Source organism: Klebsiella sp. CN_Kp091 (genome assembly GCF_040065095.1).
Lineage (GTDB): Bacteria > Pseudomonadota > Gammaproteobacteria > Enterobacterales > Enterobacteriaceae > Klebsiella > Klebsiella aerogenes.
The window spans coordinates 1-24,998 of the sequence record NZ_JBEAIO010000035.1; the positions used below are offsets into that span (position 1 = coordinate 1).

Here is a 24,998-nt window from a genome sequence, read left to right on the forward strand (position 1 = left end):
AGTACTCGGCTACGAACCGAGCGGTCGGAGGTTCGAATCCTCCCGGATGCACCATATTCTCCTTAGCAACAGCGACGATGTTGTTTAATGGCCTGCGAAATTATCGCAAGCACCAGGGAGGATAACGTTGCGTAAGCAACGGCCCGAAGGGCGAGGCGCAGCCGAGTAATCCTCCCGGATGCACCATCTTCTCGCCACGAGATTTGCAACAGAATAACCTCGCAGTTAAATAGCTTTCCCGATGCATCCGTAGCTCAGCTGGATAGAGTACTCGGCTACGAACCGAGCGGTCGGAGGTTCGAATCCTCCCGGATGCACCATATTCTCCTCAGTAACAGCAATCTCAATGTTGCATGGTATGCGAAATTATCGCGAGTACCAGGGAGGATAACGTTGCGTTAGCAACGGCCCGTAGGGCGAGGCGCAGCCGAGTCATCCTCCCGGATGCACCATCTTCTCTTCAATAAAACTCTCCAATTTTCATCCCATCAGTACGACGCATTTTATCTCCTCGATAATCAACACATTTCTTATTGGCAAGTCGCTCTTTCCACTATAATTTATCCCTGTAGATCTACCTGAACCGGGTGTGATGAATGCAAGGAGAGAAATCAATGAAATGGTTCAAAGCAATACCTGCCTTTTGCGCAACGCTTCTGGTCGCCGTATCTCTGGCCGGCTGTGCCGGATCGTCCACCAAAGAAAGCACCGGCGGTTATATTGACGATACCGTGGTAACCACCAAGGTAAAAAGCGCGCTGTTTAACGAAAAAGATATCAAATCCTCAGAAATTAGCGTGCAGACCTTTAAAGGCCGCGTACAGCTGAGCGGTTTTGTATCGTCGGCTGAGAGCGCTAAACGCGCGGTAGAGGTCACCCGTCGCGTGCAGGGCGTGCGCGTGGTTGAGAACGACCTGCGAATCAAATAATACGGTTTTCGCTATCCCGAGTTGATTAAGGCGCCTGCAGGCGCCTTTGCTGTCTCTGGCCCCCCGCGACAAAACCCGCCTTTTGCGATACAGTAACGTTTCCTTATCCGGTTTGTGAGAACACGATGTACCAACGTTACGCAGGACTGATTTTCGATATGGATGGCACCATCCTCGATACCGAGCCGACGCATCGTAAGGCATGGCGTGAAGTATTGGGCCGTTACGGTATGCGTTTCGATGAGCAGGCCGTGGTCGCGCTCAACGGTTCTCCAACCTGGCGTATTGCCCAGGCGATCATTGAGCTGAATCAGGCTGATTTAGATCCGCATCGTCTGGCGCAGGAAAAAACCGTCGCCGTCAAAGCGATGCTATTGGATAGCGTACGCCCGTTACCGCTGATAGACGTGGTAAAAGAGTGGCATGGCCGTCGACCTATGTCGGTCGGCACCGGTAGCGAAAGCGCTGTCGCCGAAGCGCTACTGGCGCATCTTGGCCTGCGTCACTATTTCTCCGCGGTGGTGGCTGCCGATCACGTGACGCAGCATAAACCCGCGCCCGATACCTTCCTGCTGTGCGCGGAGCGCATGGGCGTCGCGCCGGAAACCTGCGTAGTCTTTGAAGATGCCGACTTCGGTCTCGAAGCGGCGAAGCGCGCGGGTATGGATGCTGTGGATGTGCGTCTGTTGTGAGCGACGCGCTGTCGCTCCTGTCGCTCTTTGCCAGCAGCTTTTTAAGCGCCACTTTACTGCCCGGCAACTCGGAAGTGGTGCTGGTTGCTATGCTTCTTACGGGGGCAAGTCAACCGTGGCTGCTGGTATTAATAGCAACAATCGGCAATAGCCTTGGAGGGGTAACTAACGTTATTCTGGGGCGCCTGTTCCCGCTGCGCAAGCAATCGCGCTGGCAGGAGAGGGCAACCGGCTGGCTTAAACGCTATGGCGCGGTGACATTATTATTGAGCTGGGCGCCTGTTATAGGCGATTTGCTGTGTTTACTGGCGGGATGGATGCGCATTTCCTGGGGACCAGTGCTCTTTTTTTTATGCCTTGGTAAGGCGTTGCGTTATATCGTCATTGCGGCGGCAACCCTTCAGGGCATGACGTGGTGGCACTAATTGGACTGATTGTTCAACCATTACAATTATGCTAATTCAAACGATTTCGACAGGCGGGAGGTCAAATTGATCCCGGATGTATCACAGGCGCTGGCCTGGCTGGAAAAAAATCCGCAGGCGCTGCAAGGCATTAAACGTGGGCTTGAGCGCGAAACGCTGCGCGTTAACGCCGACGGCACGCTGGCCACGACCGGCCATCCTTTAGCTTTAGGTTCGGCGCTGACCCATAAATGGATTACCACTGATTTTGCCGAAGCCCTGTTGGAGTTTATTACTCCAGTGGATGGCGATGTCGATCATATGCTGACTTTCCTGCGCGATGTGCATCGCTTCACCGCCCGCCAGCTCGGCGACGAGCGGATGTGGCCGCTGAGCATGCCGTGCTATATCGCGCCGGGTCAGGATATTGAACTGGCGCAATACGGCACCTCTAACGTTGGCCGGCTGAAAACGTTGTATCGCGAAGGACTGAAAAATCGCTACGGCGCGCTGATGCAAACCATTTCTGGCGTGCACTATAACTTTTCGCTGCCGATGGCGTTCTGGCAGGCCAAGTGCGGCGTGGAAGACGCGGAAAGCGGCAAAGAGGCGATCTCGGCCGGTTATTTCCGCTCGATTCGTAACTACTACCGTTTCGGTTGGGTGATCCCGTACCTGTTCGGCGCGTCGCCAGCGATTTGCTCCTCGTTCCTGCAGGGTAAACCGACGACTCTGCCGTTTGAGAAGGCCGGAAACGGCATGTATTACCTGCCATACGCCACTTCTCTGCGTCTTAGCGACCTCGGTTATACCAATAAGTCGCAAAGCAATCTCGGAATTACGTTTAACGATCTGCACGAGTATGTGGCAGGATTGAAGCGGGCGATTAAAACGCCATCGGAAGAGTACGCTAAAATCGGGCTTGAGAAAGACGGCAAACATCTGCAGATCAACAGCAATATTCTGCAGATTGAAAACGAGCTGTACGCGCCGATTCGCCCGAAACGCGTGACCCGTAGCGGTGAAACGCCGTCCGATGCGCTGCTGCGCGGCGGCATTGAGTATATCGAAGTGCGTTCGCTGGATATCAACCCATTCTCGCCGATCGGCGTGGATGAGCAGCAGGTGCGCTTCCTCGATCTGTTTATGGTCTGGTGCGTGCTGGCCGATGCGCCGGAAATGAGCAGCAGCGAACTGCTGTGTACCCGTACTAACTGGAACCGGGTGATTCTTGAGGGCCGTAAACCGGGCCTGACGTTGGGGATTGGCTGTGAAAGCGCGCAGTTCCCGCTGGCGCAGGTGGGTAAAGATCTGTTCCGTGATTTACGTCGCGTGGCGCAAACGCTGGACAGCATCCACGGCGGCGAGGCGTATCAACAGGTGTGCGATGAGCTGCAGGCCTGCTTCGACGATCCGGAATTAACGTTCTCAGCGCGCATTCTGCGTTCTATGATTGAAGAAGGGATTGGCGGTACCGGGCGTAAGCTGGCTGATGAGTATCGTACGATGCTGCGCGATGAACCGCTGGAAATTTTAAGCGAAGAAGATTTTATCGCCGAACGTGATGCGTCGGTCGCGCGACAGAAGAAAGTGGAAGCGGAAGATAGCGAGCCGTTCGAGGCACTTTTAGCACGACACGCGTAGTAAAAAGCGCTACAAAAGAAAAAGGCCACATCACTGTGGCCAAACTTTCATCTCTGATTCAGGGATGATGATGATAATAAATGCGCGTCTTTCATATACTCAGACTCGCTGTTGAACGAAGAGTTCATTTTATTTTAAAAAAAATCACTATCGGAGGTGAAGAATGCCGTTGTTAGATAGTTTCACAGTCGACCATACCCGAATGGAAGCGCCTGCGGTGCGCGTCGCGAAGAAAATGAACACGCCGCACGGCGATCAAATCACCGTTTTCGATCTGCGATTCTGCGTACCGAACCAGGAAGTGATGCCGGAGCGCGGTATTCATACACTGGAGCACCTGTTTGCTGGTTTCATGCGCGATCACCTGAACGGTAATGGCGTGGAAATTATCGACATTTCTCCGATGGGCTGCCGTACCGGTTTCTACATGAGCCTGATTGGTACGCCGGAAGAGCAACGCGTGGCCGATGCCTGGAAAGCGGCGATGGCTGACGTGCTGAAAGTCAAAGATCAGAATCAGATCCCTGAGCTGAACGTCTACCAGTGCGGAACCTACACCATGCACTCGCTGGAGGAAGCGCAGGATATCGCCCGCCACATCATTGAGCGTGATGTTCGCATCAACAGCAACGATGAACTGGCGCTGCCGAAAGAAAAACTGCAAGAACTGCACATCTAGTGCGCTTGTGTCGGCCCGGCCATCGCGTCGGGCCGCTCTCCGCTTATCATGTCGACAACGCTCTCCTTTTCCTTCCAGCACCGCGCGCTGGTGCCATTTGCCCATGATTACGCCCACGGCGATAGCGAACCAATGCATTGCCACGACTGCGCTCAGTTATTGCATATTCTCAGCGGCGTGGTTCGGGTGGAAACGCCGGTCGGATTCTGGGTCGTGCCGCCGGGGCGCGGCGTCTGGCTACCGGCACATACGCCGCACGCGTTGCGCATAACCGGCAATGTGGCCGCACGGACGCTATTTATCGATCCGCTGGCCCGTGCCGATCTGCCCTCTACCTGCCAGATCGTACAGATCTCACCGCTGCTGCGTGAGCTTATCGTCGCGTCGCTGGCGCTGGAAGAGCGCTATTTCCCCGGCACCCGCGATGAACGTATCTATGAGCTGATGCTGGATGAGATTCGCGGGATGTCGGTATTACCTTTCGGTTTGCCGGAACCGCATAGCGATAGCCTGCGTCGGTTATGCCAGCGGGTGCGCGAAGCGCCCGGTGAACCGTGGGGCAGCCGTGAGGCGGCGCAAGCAGGCGGAATGAGCGAGCGTACGCTGAACCGCCATTTTCAACAGCAGACCAGCCTGACGTGGAGCGAATGGGTGCGCCGGGCGAAGCTGATGGAGGCGCTGGTTCGCCTGGCGCAGGGGCAGTCGGTACTACGGGTAGCGCTGGATCTGGGTTACGGCAGTCACAGCGCTTTTAGCGCCATGTTCCGCCGGGTCATGGGGACCGCGCCCAGCGACTATTTTCGCCCGTTGGATTAATCCCTGGCGTGAACGGCATTACACAACGCCTGTAACGAGGCGCGGGCAACGTCATTATCAATGCCTACGCCCCATCGACTTTCGCCATTGGCAAAGACGCAGCGAATATAGGCAACGGAGCGGCTGTCGCTGCGCGCCCCAAGGGTATGCTCGTGGTAATCCTTGATAACGAAATGACGTTTTAACAGTGCGCTCAGGCCGTTGGCGGCGGCGGATAACAAACCGTTCCCGCGTCCGTTCAAGCGGCGGGTTTCGCCATTCATCCGCAGCGCAGCCTGTAACGTCAGTTCGCCATCCTGCTGGCCGTCGCTCTGATAGTCGAGTAACGCCAGCGTCGGCTGCGCCAGCAGGCCGTAACGGCTGCGAAACAGCTGCCATAATGCGTTATGGGTCATTTCTTTACCATGGCTATCCGTTTCTTGCTGAACGTACTGGCTGAAGTCCTGCTGCAATGCCCGCGGCAGCTTAAGACCGTGGTTCTGCTCAATCAGCCATGCGCTACCGCTTTTACCTGACTGGCTGTTAACGCGGATCACCGCTTCATAACTGCAGCCGATATCCTGTGGGTCGATAGGTAAATACGGCATTTGCCAGCGATCTCCCGGTTTACGGGCATCAAACCCTTTTTTAATGGCATCCTGATGTGAACCCGAAAAGGCGGTGTAGGCCAGACTGCCTGCCCATGGATGACGCGGATGTACCGGGAGCTGGTTGCAGCTCTCGACGATCTCTACCACCCGATTCATCTGCATAAAGCGCAACTGCGGATCCACGCCCTGGCTATAGAGATTCATCGCCAGCGTGACCAGACAGACGTTGCCGGTGCGCTCGCCATTGCCGAACAGACAGCCTTCCACGCGATCGGCGCCGGCCATCACCGCCAGTTCGGCGCTGGCGACGCCGGTACCGCGATCGTTATGCGGATGCACGCTGATACACACATCCTGGCGGCGCGAGAAGTGGCGGCAAAAATATTCAATCCGATCGGCGTAGACGTTCGGAGTGTTGACTTCGACCGTTGCCGGAAGATTAATAATCATTGGCCGTTCGCCGCAGGGCTGCCAGATTTCCGCCACCGCTTCGCAGATTTCAAGGGCGAATTCCGGCTCGGTAAAACAGAAGGTTTCCGGTGAATATTCATATTGCCAACAGGTGTCTGGCTGCTGCTCGCAATGCTGACGAATAAGCCGGGTGGCGCGGGTGGCGAGCTCGATCACTTCGGCCTTTTCCATACCGAAAACCAGCTCGCGAAACAGCGGCGCGGTGGCATTGTAGAGATGGACGGTCGCCTGTCTGGCGCCGCGCAGTGCTTCAAAGGTTCGTGCTATGAGTTCTTCCCGCGCCTGAGTCAGTACCTGAATGGTGACATCTTCAGGGATGCGCTGCTCGTCAATCAGCTGGCGCACAAAGTTGAAGTCGGTTTGCGAGGCGGAGGGGAAGGCGACCTCTATTTCTTTAAAACCGCACTCCAGCAACAGCTCCCAGAACTGCAGCTTGCGTGCGGCATCCATCGGTTCGGCCAGCGCCTGGTTGCCGTCGCGCAAATCGGTGGAAAGCCAGCGCGGCGTGGTAGTGATTTGCCGCTCGGGCCACTGGCGATCGGGCAGGGCGATAGGCGGATAAGGGCTGTATTTTTCGCAAGGATTGGTCAGCATGATGTTCTCCTGTAGTCGGAGCTTTATCCTGCATGACATAACGAATCGGCGGCTTTAGCGAAATGGACAGAAGCTAGCGCGAAATGGACAAAGTCGGGGCAATAAAAAAGGGACCCGTAGGTCCCTTTTGTTGATACTTAGTGCGCGCCTCCGCCACCGCCGCCGGCGCTGAACGGCGGTCTGGCGAACCAGACCAGGCTTAGCAGCAGGATAAAGATCCCCGCCGAGACCCAGAAGATTTCGTTGGCGGAGATAATCAACCCCTGGTTGGTTATCTGCTGGGCAATCCAGCCGGAAGCCTGCTGCTGGGTCATTCCCATGCCCTGTAGTTGATCGTACATCTGCTGGGCGTTGGGGTTGAACGGCGTCACCGACTCGGTGAGCTGCGCATGGTGCAGCGCCTCGCGGTTGGTCCACATGGTGGTGGTAATTGAGGTACCGATGGAGCCGGCAAGGGTTCGCGTAAAGTTCGACAAGCTCGACGCCGCCGCCAGCCGCTCCGGCGGCAGGCCAGAGAGGGTGATGGTGGTCAGCGGCATGAAGAAACAGGCCACCGCAAAGCCCTGGATAAACTGCGGCCAGGCCGATGCGCCAAAGTCCATTCCCGGTTCAAAGGTCCACGCGCGCCAGTAGAAGCACACCGCATACATAATAAAGCTGAAGGTCACCAGCCGCCGCATATCGAGCTTATGGGCAAAGCGGCCGATAATCGGCGACAGAATGACCGGGATCACCCCGACCGGCGCCGAAGCCAAACCGGCCCAGGTGGCGGTGTAGCCGTATACCTCCTGCAGAAGCTGCGGCAGCAATACAATGGCGCCGAAGTAGAGCATATAGGCCAGGCTGATACACAAACAGCCGATGGTAAAGTTACGCGACTTAAACAGCGACAGGTCGACTATCGGGTTATCGTCGGTCAACTCCCAGACGATAAGGAAACTTATCGCCACCACCGCCACGATGGTCAGGATGATAATCTCGTTGGAAGCGAACCAGTCGAGCTCTTTACCGCGATCGAGCATAACCTGCAGGCTGCCGATCCCGATAATCAGCAGCGCCAGCCCGACGCCGTCGATACGCCGCTGTTCGGTGCGGGTTTCGCGGCCGCGCAGGGTTTGCAGCGTCATGAGAACCACCGCCACGCCAATCGGCACGTTGATGAAGAAGATCCAGCCCCAGTGGTAGTTATCGCTGATATAGCCGCCGAGAATTGGGCCGCAAATCGGCGCGACGATGACCGTCATCGACCACAGCGCCAGCGCGATTGAGCGCTTCGCTGGCGGGTAGTTGCTGAGTAGCAGACTCTGCGATAGCGGGATCAGCGGACCGGCGACGATCCCCTGAATCACGCGGAAGAAAATCAGCATCGTCAGGCTATTCGACACCCCGCAGGCCCAGGAGGCGATGGCGAATGCCACCGTCGACCAGACGAAGAGTTTCACTTCGCCGACGCGCTTCGCCAGCCAGCCGGTAATCGGGATGGAGATAGCATTCGCCACCCCAAACGAGGTGATGACCCAGGTTCCCTGACTCAGCGACGAGCCAAGGTTACCGGCAATGGTAGGAATAGCCACGTTGGCGATAGTGGAGTCCAGCACCTGCATGAAAGTCGCCAGCGACAGCGCAATGGTCATGATGACCAGTTGCGCGCCTTCGAGCGGTTTTTGCTGTTGCATTACGCTCACCCCGAATTATCCGGCGTTGGCCTGGATGATACCGTCGATCAGTTTATTTACCGGCTCAAGGCCGATTTCACGGGCATTACTTTCATAGACCGGCGAGCTACGTACCTGGCTTGCCAGCATCTCGCCTTCGCGATTGCTGGTGTCTACTTCAACCAGCGTCGACAGGCCGATGCGCAGCGGATGTTGCGCCAGCTGTTTAGCATCTATCTCGATACGAACCGGCAGACGCTGGACGACTTTGATCCAGTTACCGGTGGCGTTTTGTGCCGGCAGCAGGGAGAAGGCGCTGCCGGTACCCATATCCAGGCCGACCACTTTACCGGTGTACTTCACGTCATCGCCGTAGATATCGCTGACGATGGTCGCCGGCTGGCCGATACGCATATGGGCAAGCTGGGTCTCTTTAAAGTTGGCGTCAACCCACAGGTTGGTGGCCGGAACCACCGCCATCAGCGGGGTAGTGGTGCCAATCTGCGCGCCAGGCTGCACCGAGCGGCGGGAAACGTAGCCGCTAATCGGGCTGACGATTTGCGTACGCTGCAGCGCCAGCCAGGCGTTGCGGACTTCGGTCGCCGCCTGCAGCACCGCAGGCTGCTGTTCCAGTTTGGAGCCCAGTACGATCGCCTGGTTGGCGTTGTACTGCTGAATAGCGACGTCGAGTTCGGCCTGCGCGCTGGCGACGGTGTCACGAGCGTGCTGCAGCTCTTCGCGACCAATCAGGTTCGCGGCGCCCAGCGGGATGCGGCGATTAAGGTCTGCCTGCGCCTGGGCGAGGGCGGTTTTTTTGACGTCAATATTCGCCTGCAGCTGCTTGCTGTTGATCATCTGCTGGCGAGTCTGACGCACGCTTGCCGCCAGCTGGGTTTTGGCTTTTTCAAACGCCTGTTGGGCGTCGGTCTGGTCGAGGGTGACCAGCGGATCGCCTTGTTGCACAAAGTCGGTGTTGTCGGCCCAGACCTTGGTGACGCTACCAGAAACCTGAGCCATGATCTGTACCTGGTTCCCTGCCACATAAGCGTCATCGGTCTCTTCATAATGACGCAGGACTAAAAACCAATAAATGCCGTAGGCTACGGCCACAATAACAAAGAGCAAGGTCAGGAGCAGAAGGGCGCCTTTGCGTTTCCCTTTCTTGCTGCCTGATTGCTGCGGAGTTTGGCTCGCCGCATTTTCGCTCATCTGATTCTCCACAATTTTACATTCTTATTATTTCACATCGGCTGAGCCGACCTGTTTACCAGAAAGGCCAGCAGAAGATCTGCTGGCCTGACCGTGTTCCTTGCAACTCAAAATATTGTGCGGCTCCGTGCTTAGCGCAGGGATCCCGCCAGCGCGCCGTCTTCTTCCATTTGGTCGAGGCGGCCAAGCAGTTTACGGGTGATGTGCTCCAGCTGGTCTTTTTCCGCGGTGCTTAAAGAAGACCACAGCTGATGTAGACAGTTGTGCTGCGGAGGTAATACCTCGCGCAAGAATTGATGACCTTTGTCGGTCAGTTGCAGGTGCAGGCAGCGACGATCGTTGTCGCTTTCACGACGTTCGATCCAGCCGCGTTTTTCCAGTTCGTCGGCGATGCGGGTGGCATTAGTGCGTGACGAACCCAGCGCGCAGCTCAGCTCGGAAGGTTGAATGCTGTGATTTTCCTGAGACTCAAGCGTTATCAGCGCCATAAATAATGTCTCGTTAATCCCTTGCGCTTTCAGCATTTTGTTACGGTTTTCCAGCAGCTTACCCTGCATGTGCATACAGAGACGGGTGAGGAGAATCTCCTGGAAAGGGAAATCTTCATGGCGGCTGGCGCGGAATTTGAGCATCTGCTCAATGGGAGTAAACGAACTATCCATTTGGGTATAACCTCATTAATTACAGCCGATATAATAACTATTGTGACAAATAAAGCAAATGAATTATTGGTCACTATTAATACTTAAAATCTCCGGCGAGTCGCCGATTTTCCATGCCAAACCATAGGCTAAAGCGCTGAGTTGCGTAGGGATAATAATGCTGTTCGTCGCCTGTAAGCTCAACCTGAACGCGGCGCAACCTACCCGTGTTGGTAGCCAATGGCGCTGACGTCGGGGAGCAGGCGTTTCCATATCGGTGACTTATTGATAACGCTGGTGAAAATTACGCCTGGAAAGATTTGTTCACCTTAGCAGACGGCGTGACGGCTTCACAATCGCTAAAATGGGAAATCAGAAAATCCCTTTTTAGGCATATCTGTTTCGTATTGGTTCTGGGGAAGGGCGGTCCCCACGACGGTAAACGCCGTGGGGAGAGGGGAGAAATTACTTTTGCGCCGCCAGCGCTTCTTTCACCCAGCCGTCGAACAGCTGCTGGTGGGCTTTAATCCAACCATCAACGTGGCCGTTGATGTCGGCTTCTGAGGCATGGCCGGCATGCATCATCGCGTTTTCGGCGTTGATATCGGCAATCGGCAGCTTCATCAGGCTAAATAGCTTCGCCGCCGCCGGGTTCTTCTCAGCCCAGGCTTTGTTGGCGACGATGTGCATGGTGTTCACCGGGAAGCCATAGTTGACGCCGTTCGGCAGCTTGGTGTCGATATCTTTCTGTTCTCCCGGCAGAGAGGAGAACGGCACCTGCAGCCAGACCACATCTTTACCCGGTTTCAGCACGTCGCTGACCCAGTACGGCGTCCAGGTATAATAAAGAACCGGTTTGCCTTCTTTATAACGGGCGATGGTATCGGCCATCATCGCTGCGTAGTTGCCCTGGTTATGGACCACTTTATTGTTCAACCCATAGGCATCAATCTGATGGTTGATGACCGCTTCGCAGCCCCAGCCGGGGGTACAGCCGGTGAGATCGGCTTTGCCATCGCCGTTGGTATCAAACAGTTTGGCGATCTTCGGATCTTTCAACTGGTCGATGGACTTAATGTGGTACTGCTCGGCGGTTTTCTTGTCGATCAGATAGCCCTGCGCCGCGCCGGTGACGAAGGTTCCTTCACGGTAGAATTTTTTATCGCCGCCCGCCGCCGCGTACATATCATCGTGCAGCGGTTGCCAGTTGGTGGCAATAAAAGTGGCATCGCCGGAGGCGATGGAGGTATAGGCGACGTTATAGTCGACTTCGCTCGGCTTTTCGACGGTATAGCCCAGTTTTTCCAGCGCGCGGCTGACCAGCAGCGTCTGGAAAGTTTCTTCTGAAATGGTACTCTGCGCCGGTTTCACGGTGATGCCTTTACCCGGCAGCTCGGCAGCAAACGCGCTGGTTGTGACGAGGGCGGTAAACGCTGTGGCAAGGAGTGTAGTATGTCGCATCGTTATTCCTTCTCTTATTTACAGAAAGGGCGGGTAATCAGCCCCAGAGGTCCGGTGGTGTACCAGCGGCGGTTACCGCGGCTGCGGGAATCGCGGCCGACGGCCTGCGTCAGGCGGTCAAGGATTATCGCGAGGATAACGATCCCGACCCCGCCGACGCTCGCCAGCCCCATATCCAGGCGGCCAATACCGCGCAGCACCATTTGACCGAGGCCGCCGACGGCGATCATCGAGGCAATAACGACCATCGACAGGGCCAGCATCAGCGTCTGGTTGACGCCGGCCATGATGGTCGGCATCGCCAGCGGCAGCTGGACTTTAAACAGCAGCTGGCGCGGGCTGGCGCCGAAGGAGCGTGAGGCCTCAATGAGGTCTGCCGGCACCTGGTTAATCCCGAGGATGGTCAGGCGGACAATTGGCGGCAGGGCGAAGATAATGGTCACCACCACCCCCGGAACGTTGCCGATACCGAACAGCATGACGATCGGCACCAGGTAGACGAACGCCGGCGTGGTCTGCATCGCGTCAAGTAACGGGCGGATGATTTTCGCCGCTCGCGGGCTACGCGCCAGCCAGATCCCCAGCGGCAGGCCGATTATCATGCAGAACAGCAGCGCGGTAAGCACCAGCGCCAGGGTGACCATCGCCTGCGACCATGCGCCGATAGCGCCGATGGCTACCAGCGAGACCAGAGTGGCTATGCCCATGCCGACGCTGGAGATCTGCCAGGCGATCAGCGCGAAGAGAATAATCGCCACCGGCGCCGGCATTCCCAGCAACAACTGCTGGAAGGCGCTGAGAATATAATCCACCGGCACGCGGATCCCCTGGAACAGCGGACGGAAGTGCAGCACGATCCAGTCGATGGCGTGGGTGACCCAGCTATCGAGCGGGATCAGCGTTTTATGGAACGGATCCATAATATTGAAATGTTCTGGCTGCGGCGCAGGCGCGCTGTTAAGCCAGTCGGCGCCGCCGCCGTCAGCGGGCGCGGGTGTTGGGTTTCCCCAGGCGTCGGCGGACTGCGCCGCGTTATCCGCTGGCGCAGCGGTATCCCATGGGTTAGATTGATCAGCCATTGTTTGCCCCCTCGCGATCTAAAGCCTGTAGCAGCATGCGTTTTGAAATAATGCCGAGATACTGGTGCCCTTCATCCACCACCGGGACGGCGCAGGGCGCCTGGCCGACGTGGGAGAGCAGGTCGCTGAGCGGCGTTTGTGCCTCCACCGCCTGCGGGGAGTCAATTAACGCCGCATCGAGCCCCTGATTTTCGCTCAGCGCGCTTTTCAGAGAGTCGATGGAGACAATACCGACAAACTTATTACCGCGTTCAATGACGTAGCCATATTCACGGTCTTCATCCTGCAATAATTTCAGCGCTGAACGCGGGCCGAAACCGGGGGTTTTACGAATCAGGCCAACCGGGCTACGGCGGGCAATATCCTTAGCGCTAAATACCTGGCTAATATCGACGCCGCGGAAGAAAGTACGAACGTAATCATTCGCCGGGTTATTCAGAATTTCGTCAGGGGTGCCAATTTGCACCACTTCGCCATTTTGCATAATGGCAATACGATCGCCAATACGCATAGCTTCATCAAGGTCGTGGGAAATAAAAACGATGGTACGTTGATGCTTCGCCTGTAATTTGGTGAGCTCATCCTGCATTTCGGTACGAATTAACGGATCAAGCGCTGAGAAGGCCTCATCCATTAGCAGAATATCGGGATTGATCGCTAATGCGCGGGCTAAGCCGACGCGCTGGCGCATCCCGCCGGAAAGTTCGTCGGGATAGGCGTGAGCGTAATTTTCCAGCCCCACCTGACGTAGCGCATCCAGTGCTTTCTGCTGGCGCTCTTCGGAGGAGACGCCGGCTAGTTCCATACCGAACGCGGTGTTATCCAACACGTTCATATGCGGCATCAGGGCGAATGACTGGAACACCATCGCAATCTTTTTCCTGCGCACCTCGCGAAGCTCGGCATCTGAGATTTTGGCGATATCGACGCCGTCAATCAGCACCTGTCCGCGGGTGGGTTCAATCAGGCGATTGAGAAGGCGAACCATGGTGGATTTCCCTGAACCGGAAAGTCCCATGATGACGAATATCTCGCCTTCTTCAATGGCCAGACTGGCGTCTTTAACGCCAAGCGATAGCCCCGTTTTTTCCAGTATTTGCTCTTTGCTAAGTCCTTTTTCAATATATTTGAACGCGCGTTGCGGGTGCTCGCCAAATATCTTATAGAGATTCTTGATTTCTAATTTAATTGCCATGCAATAAATGATTTCCTGTCTTTAATTATATCGATATCGTACCTGGTGAAGATTATTACCTGTTTACACCCTAACATACTGAGATTCTGTGACAACCCTCGATGTGAATAGCTAGCCAAAATCTGAATGGGGAACTCTGTCTGAATTGCCCATGATATAAGGGCTGAGCCATCATATACGGCTGGTGATATTTTTTGATTATGCATGAATAATGAATGGGGAAATTGGCTTAAATGAAGGAAATATGACAAGGGAATAGCCAGTGGATTATTTGTGTGATAATAAAGAATAATGTGAAATAGATCACTGGAGAATATGTTGATATATTCCCCAGCGATTGCGAGGTTAAAAGTCCCAATCGTCGTCGGCGGTCGCTTCTGTTTTACCCATGACGTAAGAAGAACCGGAGCCGGAGAAAAAGTCGTGGTTTTCATCGGCGTTTGGCGACAGCGCCGCAAGAATTGCCGGGTTTACGGCGGCCATTTCCGCCGGGAATAACGCCTCATAGCCAAGGTTCATCAATGCCTTATTGGCGTTGTAACAGAGGAAAGCGTTGACGTCGTCAAGCCACGGGCTGTCGGCATACAATTCGCGGGTATAGGCCAGTTCGTTATCGTACAGATCCATCAGCAGATCGAAGGCGAAATTTTTCAACTCTTCGCGCTTAGCGGCGCTGACGATTTCCAGCCCTTTTTGATATTTATAGCCAATATAATAACCGTGTACCGCTTCGTCGCGAATAATCAGGCGGATTAAATCGGCGGTATTGGTCAGCTTGCCGCGGCTGGAAAAGTGCATCGGCAGCCAGAACCCTGAATAGAAAAGAAAAGATTCGAGGAACACGCTGGCGATTTTTTTCTTCAGCGGCTCATCGGCCTGGTAGTAATTGAGCATCAACTGCGCTTTGCGCTGTAGGGGAGCGTTTTCCTCGCTCCAGGCGTAAGCGGCATCGACATCCTTGCTCTGGCACAGGGTCGAGAATATCGAACTATAGGAGCGGGCATGCACCGCCTCCATAAAGCTAATGTTCGACAGCACCGCCTCTTCATGTGGAGTGAGAGCGTCGGTCATCAATGCCGGGGCGCCGACGGTATTCTGGATGGTGTCGAGCAGCGTCAGCCCGGTAAAGACGCGGATGGTCAACTGCTGCTCCTGAGCCGTCAGAATCTGCCAGTGCGGAATGTCGTTGGACAGCGGCACCTTCTCCGGCAACCAGAAATTACTGGTCAGCCGGTTCCACACTTCGAGGTCTTTATCATCCTCGATTTTGTTCCAGTTAATGGCGCTGATGCGCGATAAATGGGTCATCCTGTTCTCCTTACAGCGCGCAGGACACGCAGCCTTCGATTTCGGTACCTTCCAGCGCCAGCTGGCGCAGGCGAATGTAATACAGCGTCTTGATACCTTTCTTCCACGCGTAAATTTGCGCTTTATTGATATCGCGGGTGGTGGCGGTATCAGGGAAGAACAGCGTCAGCGACAGCCCCTGATCGACATGTCGCGTGGCTTCGGCATAGGTATCGATAATTTTCTGCGGGCCAATTTCCCAGGCATCCTGATACAGCGCCAGATTGTCGTTGGTCATAAACGGCGCCGGATAGTACACGCGGCCGGTTTTTCCCTCTTTGCGGATCTCGATTTTCGCCACAATCGGATGAATGCTGGAGGTGGCATGATTGATGTAGGAGATCGAACCGGTCGGCGGTATCGCCTGCAAATTGCGGTTATAAATGCCGTAGCGCATCACGTCGTCACGTAGCTGTCGCCACATCTCACGATCGGGCAGGGTTATCCCCGCACGGGTGAACAGTTCGTGTACTCTGGCGGTTTTCGGCTGCCAGTCACCCTGCAAATACTGCTGGAAATAGTCGCCGCTAGCGTAACGCGACTGCTCAAACCCGGCAAAACGCACGCCGCGCTCGCGCGCCATCGCCATAGAGGTGCGCAAGACGTGCCAGGTGACGGTGTAGAAGTAGAGATTAGTGAAGTCCAGCCCTTCGGGGCTGCCGTAGGCGATCCCCTCACGGGCCAGATAGCCGTGCAGGTTCATCTGTCCAAGGCCGATGGCGTGCGATGCAGCGTTACCCGCCGCCACCGAGGGTACCGAGCGGATATCGCTCATATCGGAGACCGCCGTCAGGCCGCGGACCGCTACTTCGACGGTGCGGGCGAAGTCCGGCGAATCCATAGCGTGGGCGATATTCAGCGAGCCGAGGTTGCAGGAGATGTCCTCGCCAACGGTGGCGTAATCGAGATTTTCGTCAAAGGTGGAGGCGCTGTTGACCTGCAGGATCTCCGAACACAGGTTGCTCATATTAATGCGACCGGCAATCGGGTTGGCGCGGTTCACCGTATCCTCGAACATGATGTACGGATAGCCGGATTCAAACTGAATTTCCGCCAGCCGCTGGAACAGATCGCGGGCGCGGATCCAGCGTTTGCGAACGCGGTCGTCGGCGAGCAGTTGCGCATACATCTCGCTGACGGCGATATCGCCAAAGGCTTTGCCGTACAGTCGCTCAACGTCATAGGGAGAGAACAGCGCCATCTGCGCGTCTTCTTTCGCCAGCTGGAAGGTGATATCCGGAATGACTACCCCCAGCGACAGGGTTTTAATGCGGATCTTTTCATCCGCGTTTTCCCGCTTGGTATCGAGGAAGCGCAAAATATCGGGGTGATGGGCGTGAAGGTAAACCGCGCCGGCTCCCTGACGCGCTCCCAGCTGGTTGGCGTAAGAGAAGGCGTCTTCCAGCATTTTCATCACCGGCACCACCCCGGAGGATTGGTTTTCGATACGTTTAATCGGCGCGCCCGCTTCGCGTAGGTTGGAGAGCAGGAACGCCACGCCGCCGCCGCGTTTCGACAGCTGCAGGGCGGAGTTCACCGCCCGGCCGATAGACTCCATATTATCTTCGATACGCAGCAGAAAGCAGGAGACCAGTTCGCCGCGCTGCTGTTTACCGGCGTTGAGGAAGGTCGGCGTCGCTGGCTGAAAGCGCCCGGAGAGGATCTCGTCGGCCAGCTGTCGCGCCAGGGTTTCATCGCCCTGCGCCAGGGTCAGCGCCACCATGCAGGCGCGGTCGGCGAAATGCTCCAGGTAGCGTTTGCCGTCGAAAGTGCGTAAGGCATAGCTGGTGTAGAACTTCCACGCGCCGAGGAAAGTACGGAAGCGAAAACCGTGTTGATGCGCGTGGGCGAAGAGGGCCAGCACGAAACGACGTTCATAGCGGGCCAGCACTGCCGGATCATAATAACCTTCGTCGCTCAGCCATTGCAGTTTCTCCTCCAGCCCGGCGAACGGTACGCTGTTGGGGCGCACGTGGCTATGGATAAATGCTTCGACCGCCTGTTGGTCCTTTTCCAGGGGAATGCGGCCATTGCTGTCGTATAAGTTCAGCATCGCATTGAGGGCGTGGAAATCAGACGCCCCGGCGGTTACACGTTCTGCGGTTGTCGTTGCCAAAATTCGCTTACTCCTTTACGCACGTTGTCGACATCTTGCTGGGTACCCATCAGCTCAAAACGATACAGATACGGCACGCCGCATTTCTGCGCGATGACCTCTCCCGCCCGGCCATAGGCCTCGCCGAAGTTACGGTTACCGGCGGCGATGACGCCGCGAATCAGCCGGCGATTATGCGGGTCGTTTAAAAAGCGGATCGCCTGGCGCGGCACGGCGCCTGCCGTTCCGCCGCCGCCGTAGCTGGGGACGATGAGAATATAGGGTTCGTCTACCTGAATTCGCTCGCGCTCGTTGAGCGGAATGCGCACGGCAGGCAGCGCCAGACGCTGCACAAAGCGATGCGTATTTTCAGAGCTGCTGGAGAAGTAGACGATGAGGCTCATAGGCTGGCCGTAGCCGCGGCGGGACGCAGGCGATTAATCATATCGGGGCGGAAGCCAGACCAGCGGGTTTCCCCGGCCATCACCACCGGTAATTGCTGGAATCCCTGCTCGCGCAGCATGTCGATGGCTTCCGGGTGTTGGTCGATGTTGACCATATCGAAGGCGAAACCGCGGCTCTCCATCGCGCGTTTGGTGGCATGGCATTGCACGCAGTCACTTCGAGTGTAAATAATAATGCGCATGATTAGTATTTCCATTTAAGATAACAAGACGGCGTAAAACATCGCGCCGAACGTTATGGGCTTACCGTTCAGGAAATACTAGATGTAGTTATTTAAAACTTCAACCACGCAATATATAGAGTTTTTCGATAAGTTATCCCCCACCAACTAGCCTGGCGGGGGAGGGAAGTTGATACGCGAAAATTACATCCGCATCGCGATCGCCAGACGGTTAAAGGCGTTCATCAGGCTGATGGCGAAGGTTAAATCGCTAATCTGGCGGGGCGTAAAATGCTCTTCTAAAGGCAGGTACACCTCATCTTCGGCGTGGCTGGTTGCGATATCGGTTACCGATTCCGCCCATGCGAGGGCCGCGCGTTCCGCGGCGCTGAAATGGGCGCTTACGCGCCAGCCTGCCAGCGCATCCAGTTTGCTCTGGTCAACGCCGGCTTTGCGTAGCGCTTTGCTGTGCATCTCAAGGCAAAAAGCGCAGCCGTTAATTTGCGACACCCGCAAATAGACCAGCTCCACCATCGTGCTGCCCAATTCGCTTTTTTCCAGCGCTATGCTGGCCTGAACCAACCCCTTATAGATTTCCGGGCTAAGTTCGCTATACGGCTGACGTAATGTGGTCATCTTGCAGTTCTCCTCTCTAAGACCCGGGCAAAATAGCACTATAATGGACTGCATTAGATAGCCATATTGTGATGAAAAAAGCAGACCATAATGGAAGCCAAAAAAGTGCCGCACTACCAGCGTATCGCCCGCCAGCTGAAATCAGCGATTGAGAATGGCGAGCTGGCGCCGGGAAGCCGTCTGCCCGCGAGCAGAGTTTATGCGCAGGAGCTTGGCGTATCGCGGGCGACAATTGAAAATGCCTGGGGCGAGCTGGTGGCCCAGGGCTGGCTGGAGCGCCGCGGCCAGGCGGGCACTTTTGTCAGCGAGCGGCTGAGCCCGCGGCAGGTCACGGCTCAGCGACCGGCGACGGGCCGGGGATCCTCCGCGCCGCAGCCTTTTCAAATGGGGTTGCCGGCACTGGATCTTTTCCCGCGCGGGCTGTGGGCGCGGGTGATGGGGCGGCGGCTACGGACGCAATCGCGCTTCGACCTCGCGCCCGGCGATCCCTGCGGCGAACCGGTTCTCCGTCAGGCGATTGTCGACTATTTACGCCTGTCGCGCAGCATTGAGTGCCAGCCGGAGCAGGTTGTGATTAGCGGCAACTATGCGGCCTCGATGGCGTTGATTTTGCGTACCCTTGCGCAGCCGGGGCAGCATATGTGGATGGAGGATCCGGGATATCCGTTCATTCGCCCGGTGGTTAGCGCGGCGGGGGTCAATATCGATCCGGTACCGGTTGACCAACAGGGAATGAATATCGACTGGGCGCAGGCACACTATCCTCAGGCGCGCTTTGCGCTGTTAACTCCAGCGCATCAAAGCCCGCTCGGCGTGGCCCTATCGCTGGAGAGACGTCGACAGATATTACAGTGGGCGGCGCAGCGCGATAGCTGGATTATTGAAGATGACTACGACAGTGAATTTCGCTATCAGGGGAAGCCGCTACCGCCGCTGAAAAGCCTTGATGCGCCGCAGCGGGTACTGTACGCCGGGTCATTTAGTAAATCGATGTTTCCCGCGCTGCGCACTGCCTGGCTGGTGGTTCCGCTGCCGTTGGCGGCGCGGTTTCGCCGTCAGGCCGAATTGAGCCATTGTAATGTACCGACCTTATGGCAGCAGACGTTAGCGGACTTCATCAATGACGGGCATTTCTGGCGTCATCTAAAAAAAATGCGCGCCAGCTACGCGTTGCGCAGGCAGTGGCTGGAGTCGGCGCTGCAGTCGCAGGGTTTTCAGGTGGTACCGCAGTCCGGCGGGATTCAACTGGTGATGGCGGTAAAGGGGGACGATCGCGAGCAGGCCCGTCGCTGCCAACATGCCGGGCTGGCGGTGCAGGCGTTGAGCGACTGGCGCATGCTTAGCCGTGGTGAGGGCGGGCTATTGATGAGTTTTACGAATATCACGTCGGCGGTGATGGCACGTGAAGTCGTAGGCGAACTTAAACAAGCGCTGGCCAGCGTGGAATAATAAAAAACCCTGCGCACCATTGGGACGCAGGGTTAGACGCGTATTTGTTATCTTCACATGTAGTCTATCGATACTATTATCGACGCAAATTAAGCAAAACGCCAATAAACACCCCAACGGCGGCGGCGGCGCCAACGCTCTGCCAGGGTTTATCACGCACGTAGCTGTCGGCGCAGCCGGCGGCATCGCGGGCGCGTTCAACGGTATCATAGGCTGCCTGGCGCAGGCGGGTATTGCCGTTCAGGCGGGCGCGCGTCTCTTTCAGCAGCGACTGCGCTTTTTTACGCGCGTTCTCAGCTTCATCTTTCGCATCGCTACCCCATGATTTCAGCACTTCTTCCAGCGTATCCGCTAATTGGCTGACTTCGTTATGAATATCCTCGGCGCTTTCATCAATGTCGTTGCGGTTCACACGGTTAGCCATTGGTTTCTCCCTTTGTTCCATTCGAGTGATTAAGTGTAGGACATGATTTTGCATTATGCTTTTGCGGGAGTTTATGGAATTTTCTGAAAGCGCTGCTATTCGTGAATAAGGTAAGGTAAATGTGCGGTAAAAGATAACGAGGAATCAGTATGTATTTAAGACCCGATGAGGTGGCGCGTGTTCTTGAAAAAGCCGGCTTCACCATGGATGTTGTGACACAAAAAGCGTATGGATATCGCCGTGGCGATAATTATGTATATGTGAACCGCGAAGCGCGCATGGGGCGTACCGCTTTAGTTATTCATCCGGCGCTTAAAGAGCGCAGTAATTCACTGGCTGAACCTGCCAGCGAGATTAAAACTTGTGACCATTATGAACAGTTCCCGCTCTATTTGGCGGGTGATGCGCAGCAGCATTACGGCATTCCACATGGTTTTAGTTCGCGGATGGCGCTTGAGCGTTTTCTGAATGGGCTGTTTGGCGAAGCGCAGCCGCAGATGTCTCACGGCTGAATAGTCTAATGCGGGCTGCTTTGAAGCAGGCGACTGGCAGCGACCAGTCGCCGAAAGAGGGGGATCAGGCTTTAGCTTGCTGATAAGGGCTGACGCGGAACAGGCGGCGGCAGAAGTCGAGGAAGTAGCCGTACACCGCGCCCATCATCATTGATACCAGAATGTTTGAACTGACCGCGGCGGCAATTTGATGCCAGTCCGCGCCTACCGACAACAGAATCAATACATACACCGGTGACTGGAAAGTCACATACGCGACGACATCAGCAATGTTTTTCATCCATCCCGAGGTGCTGATCCGGCGCGCCTGGCGCATGGCGAAGTCGCGATAGAAACCATAAGGCACTGCAATAATAATGTTGACCGGGATCGCGACCAGTCGTGAAGATAACGACTGCTCAAAGGTCATTCCGGAGAGGAAAATTTCGATCATCATGTTGACAACGGTGCAGTAGACCACCATTGCAAAGGTGTCTGCTACCGCATGACGCAAGCGGGATTGAGCAGAGAACATCGGTATGCTCCTCGAAAATGAAGTCAATAACGCCGAAAAGTGCGCATGGTGTAGCGGTTTTGGGCTGCCTGTTTTGATGTGTGTAGAGTATATCTCTGTGTTGTAAGTGACAACTAGCTATAAATTTTTATTTATCGCCTTTTTGTCGATAAAACACTCTGTGAACTGGCGTTTTTCTCAGCTTGCGCTACTTTTGTTCCTTTAATTGATTATGTCGTTTAATATCAATTAGATATGATTTTGTTTTGTCAGGTGGCGAGTACGCATGGCAGGAGAAGTAGGGTTGATAAAGCGGAGGCCTGATTGCGTTATGTGATAGTGGTCACCATTGGCGTTATTTACCGTATAAATGCCGATTTTCCAGCATTTACTGCTGCATGCGAAGTGTGTGTTTTATTCTGATTATATGAATTTTAATTCATTACCACAAAGCCATTGGCGTTCCCCTGCATGGGCGATGATTTTATAACTCACTGACGTGGCTATAAATATATTATTATGTCGCGCTATGCATTATTCATCTGCGCTAGTCAGAGTTTGTGTTCTATTTCGATATTAACCGCCAATAAACTTTAGCGAGTCTATGGGCGCAAACCTGTTCATATTTATTTGAATAATCAAAGGCTGGAAATATATATACATATATATTAAACTGCCCAGGTAATTCTTGTTTTATTTTTTCGATTTGGGATTTTTGATCTTTATGTCTTTTATGTTACAAAAACTGAATAATATTCGCTCACTGCGTGCTATGGCGCGTGAATTCTCCACTGACGTGCTTGAAGAGATGCTGGAAAAACTCAGGATCGTCACTGAAGAAAAACGTGAAGAGCAGCAGAAGATGCAACAGCAGCAGGCGGAATATCAGGAAAAAATTAATACCTGGTTGGAATTAATGGTTGCTGATGGTATTTCACCTGATGAATTAGCGCTGCATGAAATGGCCCCGGCGAAAAGCAGTAAAAAACGTCAGCCGCGCCCGGCTAAATATCGTTATACCGATCATACCGGCGCAGAAAAAACCTGGACTGGTCAGGGACGTATGCCGAAGCCGATCGCTTTGGCTGTCGCGCAAGGGAAATCGCTTGAGAGCTTCCTGATTTAAACAACGTTTGTTTCAACGGTGGGGAAACCCACCGTTTTACTTAGCAGACGCCGAAATCGCCTTCTTCTGTATAAGGCGTGACATCAACCGCTTTCAGAGTAAACTTCTCACCCTGTTCGTTACTTGCCTGAACAACGATCAGACTATCGCCATTCACTTCCACTACCTTCAATTTTGGCCCGCCGACGCGCGGTTGTACCAGATCGCCTGTTGCAAACATGGTGTTTCTCCTGAGCATGGGTAACAACTAAGAACCTAAACGATAGCTCAACGACGCTGACGGATTCAATGGTCGTGCTGCTTTTTGTTAAAACAATTTATGGGTAGATGTATTATCTTTGTTAATGGTTTTTGTGGCGCTGCGGTGAGGGAAACTTATACTGCTGGCGCGGAATGATTCAAAACAGAACATGGTCAGATAAGCGAATATGAAGTATATCATTTTACTGATTATTATAATTGCTGTGCTCTACGTCCATTATCGCGGAAAAGTTCGCTATCGTTTCTGGCGTCAGCTTTCAGACCATTCAACTTTTACTGCCCCACTTAACGGGTTTATGTACCTCTTTTCACGTGTGCCGAACACCCCGTTTCTGCGTCCTGAAACGTTTCCGGAGCTTGCGATATTACAAAAGAACTGGCTGGTTATTCGTGAAGAGGGGATTAACCTGCAGCGACTGGAGCAAATAAAAGCGGCGGAAAAATATAATGATGCCGGATTTAACTCATTCTTTAAAACCGGTTGGAAACGGTTTTACCTGAAATGGTATGAAGATGCACATCCCTCCGCCAGCCAGCTGTGTCCAAAAACGACCGAGCTGCTGCGCGGTATTCCTTCGGTTAAAGCTGCGATGTTCGCCACGTTACCCGATGGTAGCCGTTTGCCTCGCCACCGCGATCCTTATGCCGGGTCGCTGCGTTTCCATCTTGGGCTGGCGACGCCGAATGATGATCGCTGTTTTATTGAAGTGGACGGCGAACGCTATAGCTGGCGCGATGGCGAAGGTGTGCTCTTTGACGAAACCTATATTCACTATGCGGAAAATACCAGCGGTGAGAACCGGCTGATTCTGTTTTGCGATATCGAACGGCCCATGCGTTACCGTTGGGCGCAGAAGGTGAACCACTGGCTGGGGCGAAATTTAATGAGCGCCGCCGCCGCGCCGAATGATATCGGCGACCGTACTGGCGGGATTAACCGCAGCTTCCGCTACATTTATCAAATCCGCATTGTCGGCAAGCGATTGAAAAAATGGAATAAAACGGTTTACTACATCGTCAAATGGCTACTTTTCGGCGGCATTGCGCTACTCATCTGGCAGGCGTTTTAACGTCGGTTCCACGGCATGACCGCCAGCAGGCGCGCCATGCCGCAGAAACCGGTGAGGCCAGCGAAAGTGAGCCCCGCGCCAACGAAACCACTCAGCAAGAAAAAGCCGCTGTTGACGGCGTATCCCAGCACTACTCCCAGCAAAATCAGCGCGCCGGCGGCGATTTGCACCTGGCGCATTAGCGGCAGCGGCTGGGATTTATCTTCGACTATCGGCAAACCCGCCGCTCGCCATGCCTGAATACCGCCAGCCAGTAGCTTAACCTGCGCGGGCGCGGCGGCGGCGGCCAGAAGGCTGGCGTTATTTTGCGTGCGTGAGCCGGCCTGACAGTGAAAAATGATGATGTCGCCCGGTTGCATATTGAGCGCTGCGCCGTGAGTCAGTTGCTCTAATGGCAGCAGCGTCGCCGCCGGAATATGCTCGCGGGCATATTCGTCGGCAGCGCGGATATCAATTAGCCGCGCCCCCTGGGCGATTAGCGCCTGGGCTTCGCTGGCTGAAACGGTGGCGATACTCATAAGGACTCCTTACGGGCAGTAGATGGTTTTCAGCGTGGCGATGACCTGCTGAACGGCGGGATGGGTAATGAAATAGCGCAGGCGCTGCGCATCGCGTTCGCAGTCGATTAGCCCTTCATCACGCATTCGCGCGAGGTGCTGAGAGGTGGCTGAAGGGCTCAGGCCGGTGATTTGCGCCAGTTCTCCCGCGGTTGTACGCGGGGCTTCGCAAAGCATGCACAGAATCAGTAGCCGGTGGGGATTACTCATCGCTTTCAGCAGGACAGCGGCTTCCCCGGCGCTGGCCTGCAGTTGTTGTGCTGTGGTCATTTTATTTTAGTCTTTTCTAAATTTAGATTATTCTAAAATAAAAGCAGACCCTTTACCAGCCCGCAGAAGCAGCG

At 54.9% G+C, this 24,998-nt stretch carries 27 protein-coding genes and 1 tRNA gene; 11 read left to right on the forward strand and 17 right to left on the reverse strand.

The genetic code is table 11. The features are described 5' to 3' along the window. Positions 1–243: 243 nt before the first annotated feature. The 7 genes from ABLV17_RS13635 (at position 244) to ABLV17_RS13665 (ending at position 5,164) form a co-directional block, all read left to right on the forward strand. Positions 244–320: transfer RNA gene (locus ABLV17_RS13635), tRNA-Arg, on the forward strand. 294 nt (positions 321–614) lie between these two features. Further along, positions 615–929 (forward strand): BON domain-containing protein, encoded by a 315-nt coding sequence (locus ABLV17_RS13640; protein ID WP_015370060.1) that lies wholly within the window; start codon positions 615–617, stop codon positions 927–929. A 125-nt stretch (positions 930–1,054) separates the two neighbouring features. Further along, positions 1,055–1,621, forward strand: a complete 567-nt coding sequence (gene yqaB / locus ABLV17_RS13645; protein ID WP_045395223.1) for a fructose-1-phosphate/6-phosphogluconate phosphatase — start codon at positions 1,055–1,057, stop codon at positions 1,619–1,621. Continuing rightward, a complete protein-coding gene (locus ABLV17_RS13650; RefSeq protein ID WP_047044328.1) occupies positions 1,618–2,046 on the forward strand; it encodes a YqaA family protein in 429 nt (142 codons plus the stop codon). The genes yqaB and ABLV17_RS13650 overlap by 4 nt, the downstream gene beginning before the upstream one ends. Before the next feature lie 66 nt (positions 2,047–2,112). Then, positions 2,113–3,669: a glutamate--cysteine ligase gene (gshA, locus tag ABLV17_RS13655; RefSeq protein WP_308957887.1), complete on the forward strand. Its 1,557-nt coding sequence runs from the start codon at positions 2,113–2,115 to the stop codon at positions 3,667–3,669. A 163-nt stretch (positions 3,670–3,832) separates the two neighbouring features. Beyond that, positions 3,833–4,348, forward strand: a complete 516-nt coding sequence (gene luxS, locus ABLV17_RS13660) for an S-ribosylhomocysteine lyase (RefSeq protein ID WP_015370064.1) — start codon at positions 3,833–3,835, stop codon at positions 4,346–4,348. Between the two features lie 48 nt (positions 4,349–4,396). Beyond that, positions 4,397–5,164 carry a helix-turn-helix transcriptional regulator gene (locus ABLV17_RS13665; protein WP_015370065.1) on the forward strand — a complete coding sequence of 256 codons (768 nt, stop codon included), beginning with the start codon at positions 4,397–4,399 and terminating at the stop codon, positions 5,162–5,164. On the opposite strand, the gene leuA is transcribed toward ABLV17_RS13665, so the two are convergent. The 12 genes from leuA to ABLV17_RS13725 all read right to left on the reverse strand — a co-directional run bounded on the left by leuA (position 5,161) and on the right by ABLV17_RS13725 (position 18,762). After that, positions 5,161–6,819 (reverse strand): 2-isopropylmalate synthase, encoded by a 1,659-nt coding sequence (gene leuA, locus ABLV17_RS13670; protein WP_308957885.1) that lies wholly within the window; start codon positions 6,817–6,819, stop codon positions 5,161–5,163. The two genes, ABLV17_RS13665 and leuA, sit on opposite strands and share 4 nt — an antisense overlap. Positions 6,820–6,956: 137 nt before the next feature. Then, entirely contained in the window at positions 6,957–8,495 is a 1,539-nt protein-coding gene (gene emrB / locus ABLV17_RS13675; protein WP_045395214.1) for a multidrug efflux MFS transporter permease subunit EmrB, read from the reverse strand. Positions 8,496–8,510: 15 nt separating this feature from the next. Beyond that, a complete protein-coding gene (emrA, locus tag ABLV17_RS13680; RefSeq protein WP_308957883.1) occupies positions 8,511–9,683 on the reverse strand; it encodes a multidrug efflux MFS transporter periplasmic adaptor subunit EmrA in 1,173 nt (390 codons plus the stop codon). Between the two features lie 131 nt (positions 9,684–9,814). After that, positions 9,815–10,345, reverse strand: a complete 531-nt coding sequence (gene mprA, locus ABLV17_RS13685; protein ID WP_015370069.1) for a transcriptional repressor MprA — start codon at positions 10,343–10,345, stop codon at positions 9,815–9,817. Positions 10,346–10,789: 444 nt separating this feature from the next. Next, positions 10,790–11,785 (reverse strand): glycine betaine/L-proline ABC transporter substrate-binding protein ProX, encoded by a 996-nt coding sequence (gene proX / locus ABLV17_RS13690; RefSeq protein WP_087858681.1) that lies wholly within the window; start codon positions 11,783–11,785, stop codon positions 10,790–10,792. Between the two features lie 14 nt (positions 11,786–11,799). After that, entirely contained in the window at positions 11,800–12,864 is a 1,065-nt protein-coding gene (proW, locus tag ABLV17_RS13695; protein WP_087858680.1) for a glycine betaine/L-proline ABC transporter permease ProW, read from the reverse strand. Further along, positions 12,857–14,059, reverse strand: a complete 1,203-nt coding sequence (gene proV / locus ABLV17_RS13700; RefSeq protein ID WP_213793440.1) for a glycine betaine/L-proline ABC transporter ATP-binding protein ProV — start codon at positions 14,057–14,059, stop codon at positions 12,857–12,859. The genes proW and proV overlap by 8 nt, the downstream gene beginning before the upstream one ends. A gap of 345 nt (positions 14,060–14,404) precedes the next feature. Further along, complete coding sequence (nrdF, locus tag ABLV17_RS13705) at positions 14,405–15,367, reverse strand: class 1b ribonucleoside-diphosphate reductase subunit beta (RefSeq protein ID WP_213317211.1); 963 nt, start codon at positions 15,365–15,367, stop codon at positions 14,405–14,407. 10 nt (positions 15,368–15,377) lie between these two features. Then, complete coding sequence (gene nrdE, locus ABLV17_RS13710) at positions 15,378–17,522, reverse strand: class 1b ribonucleoside-diphosphate reductase subunit alpha (protein WP_348854331.1); 2,145 nt, start codon at positions 17,520–17,522, stop codon at positions 15,378–15,380. Further along, a complete protein-coding gene (gene nrdI / locus ABLV17_RS13715) occupies positions 17,495–17,905 on the reverse strand; it encodes a class Ib ribonucleoside-diphosphate reductase assembly flavoprotein NrdI (protein WP_015370076.1) in 411 nt (136 codons plus the stop codon). Before nrdI ends, nrdE begins: the two co-directional genes overlap by 28 nt. Continuing rightward, positions 17,902–18,147 carry a glutaredoxin-like protein NrdH gene (gene nrdH, locus ABLV17_RS13720; protein WP_308957880.1) on the reverse strand — a complete coding sequence of 82 codons (246 nt, stop codon included), beginning with the start codon at positions 18,145–18,147 and terminating at the stop codon, positions 17,902–17,904. The genes nrdI and nrdH overlap by 4 nt, the downstream gene beginning before the upstream one ends. Before the next feature lie 183 nt (positions 18,148–18,330). Then, the gene (locus ABLV17_RS13725) at positions 18,331–18,762 is read right to left on the reverse strand and encodes a carboxymuconolactone decarboxylase family protein (protein WP_308957879.1); all 432 of its coding nucleotides are present in this window, start codon (positions 18,760–18,762) and stop codon (positions 18,331–18,333) included. Positions 18,763–18,852: 90 nt separating this feature from the next. On the opposite strand from ABLV17_RS13725, the gene ABLV17_RS13730 reads away from it, so the two are divergent. Next, positions 18,853–20,211: a PLP-dependent aminotransferase family protein gene (locus tag ABLV17_RS13730; RefSeq protein WP_308957878.1), complete on the forward strand. Its 1,359-nt coding sequence runs from the start codon at positions 18,853–18,855 to the stop codon at positions 20,209–20,211. Positions 20,212–20,287: 76 nt separating this feature from the next. Here the strand turns inward: ABLV17_RS13730 and ABLV17_RS13735 are convergent, their stop codons facing one another. Then, on the reverse strand, positions 20,288–20,635 hold the full coding sequence (locus tag ABLV17_RS13735; RefSeq protein ID WP_015370080.1) for a DUF883 family protein: 348 nt from the start codon (positions 20,633–20,635) through the stop codon (positions 20,288–20,290). A gap of 149 nt (positions 20,636–20,784) precedes the next feature. Here ABLV17_RS13735 and ABLV17_RS13740 point away from each other — a divergent pair, with 149 nt between their 5' ends. Further along, entirely contained in the window at positions 20,785–21,147 is a 363-nt protein-coding gene (locus ABLV17_RS13740) for a DUF2002 family protein (RefSeq protein ID WP_015370081.1), read from the forward strand. Between the two features lie 64 nt (positions 21,148–21,211). Here ABLV17_RS13740 and alaE read toward each other — a convergent pair whose 3' ends face one another. After that, complete coding sequence (alaE, locus tag ABLV17_RS13745) at positions 21,212–21,661, reverse strand: L-alanine exporter AlaE (protein ID WP_015370082.1); 450 nt, start codon at positions 21,659–21,661, stop codon at positions 21,212–21,214. A 703-nt stretch (positions 21,662–22,364) separates the two neighbouring features. On the opposite strand from alaE, the gene stpA reads away from it, so the two are divergent. Beyond that, the gene (gene stpA, locus ABLV17_RS13750; protein WP_213793435.1) at positions 22,365–22,766 is read left to right on the forward strand and encodes a DNA-binding protein StpA; all 402 of its coding nucleotides are present in this window, start codon (positions 22,365–22,367) and stop codon (positions 22,764–22,766) included. Between the two features lie 40 nt (positions 22,767–22,806). On the opposite strand, the gene ABLV17_RS13755 is transcribed toward stpA, so the two are convergent. Further along, the gene (locus ABLV17_RS13755) at positions 22,807–22,986 is read right to left on the reverse strand and encodes a hypothetical protein (protein ID WP_087858676.1); all 180 of its coding nucleotides are present in this window, start codon (positions 22,984–22,986) and stop codon (positions 22,807–22,809) included. Positions 22,987–23,194: 208 nt separating this feature from the next. Here ABLV17_RS13755 and lpxO point away from each other — a divergent pair, with 208 nt between their 5' ends. Then, complete coding sequence (gene lpxO / locus ABLV17_RS13760) at positions 23,195–24,097, forward strand: lipid A hydroxylase LpxO (protein ID WP_045395192.1); 903 nt, start codon at positions 23,195–23,197, stop codon at positions 24,095–24,097. Here lpxO and ABLV17_RS13765 read toward each other — a convergent pair. Continuing rightward, positions 24,094–24,615 (reverse strand): rhodanese family protein, encoded by a 522-nt coding sequence (locus tag ABLV17_RS13765; RefSeq protein WP_271032909.1) that lies wholly within the window; start codon positions 24,613–24,615, stop codon positions 24,094–24,096. The two genes, lpxO and ABLV17_RS13765, sit on opposite strands and share 4 nt — an antisense overlap. Positions 24,616–24,624: 9 nt before the next feature. Then, entirely contained in the window at positions 24,625–24,924 is a 300-nt protein-coding gene (locus ABLV17_RS13770; protein ID WP_015370089.1) for a metalloregulator ArsR/SmtB family transcription factor, read from the reverse strand. Between the last annotated feature and the right edge of the window lie 74 nt (positions 24,925–24,998).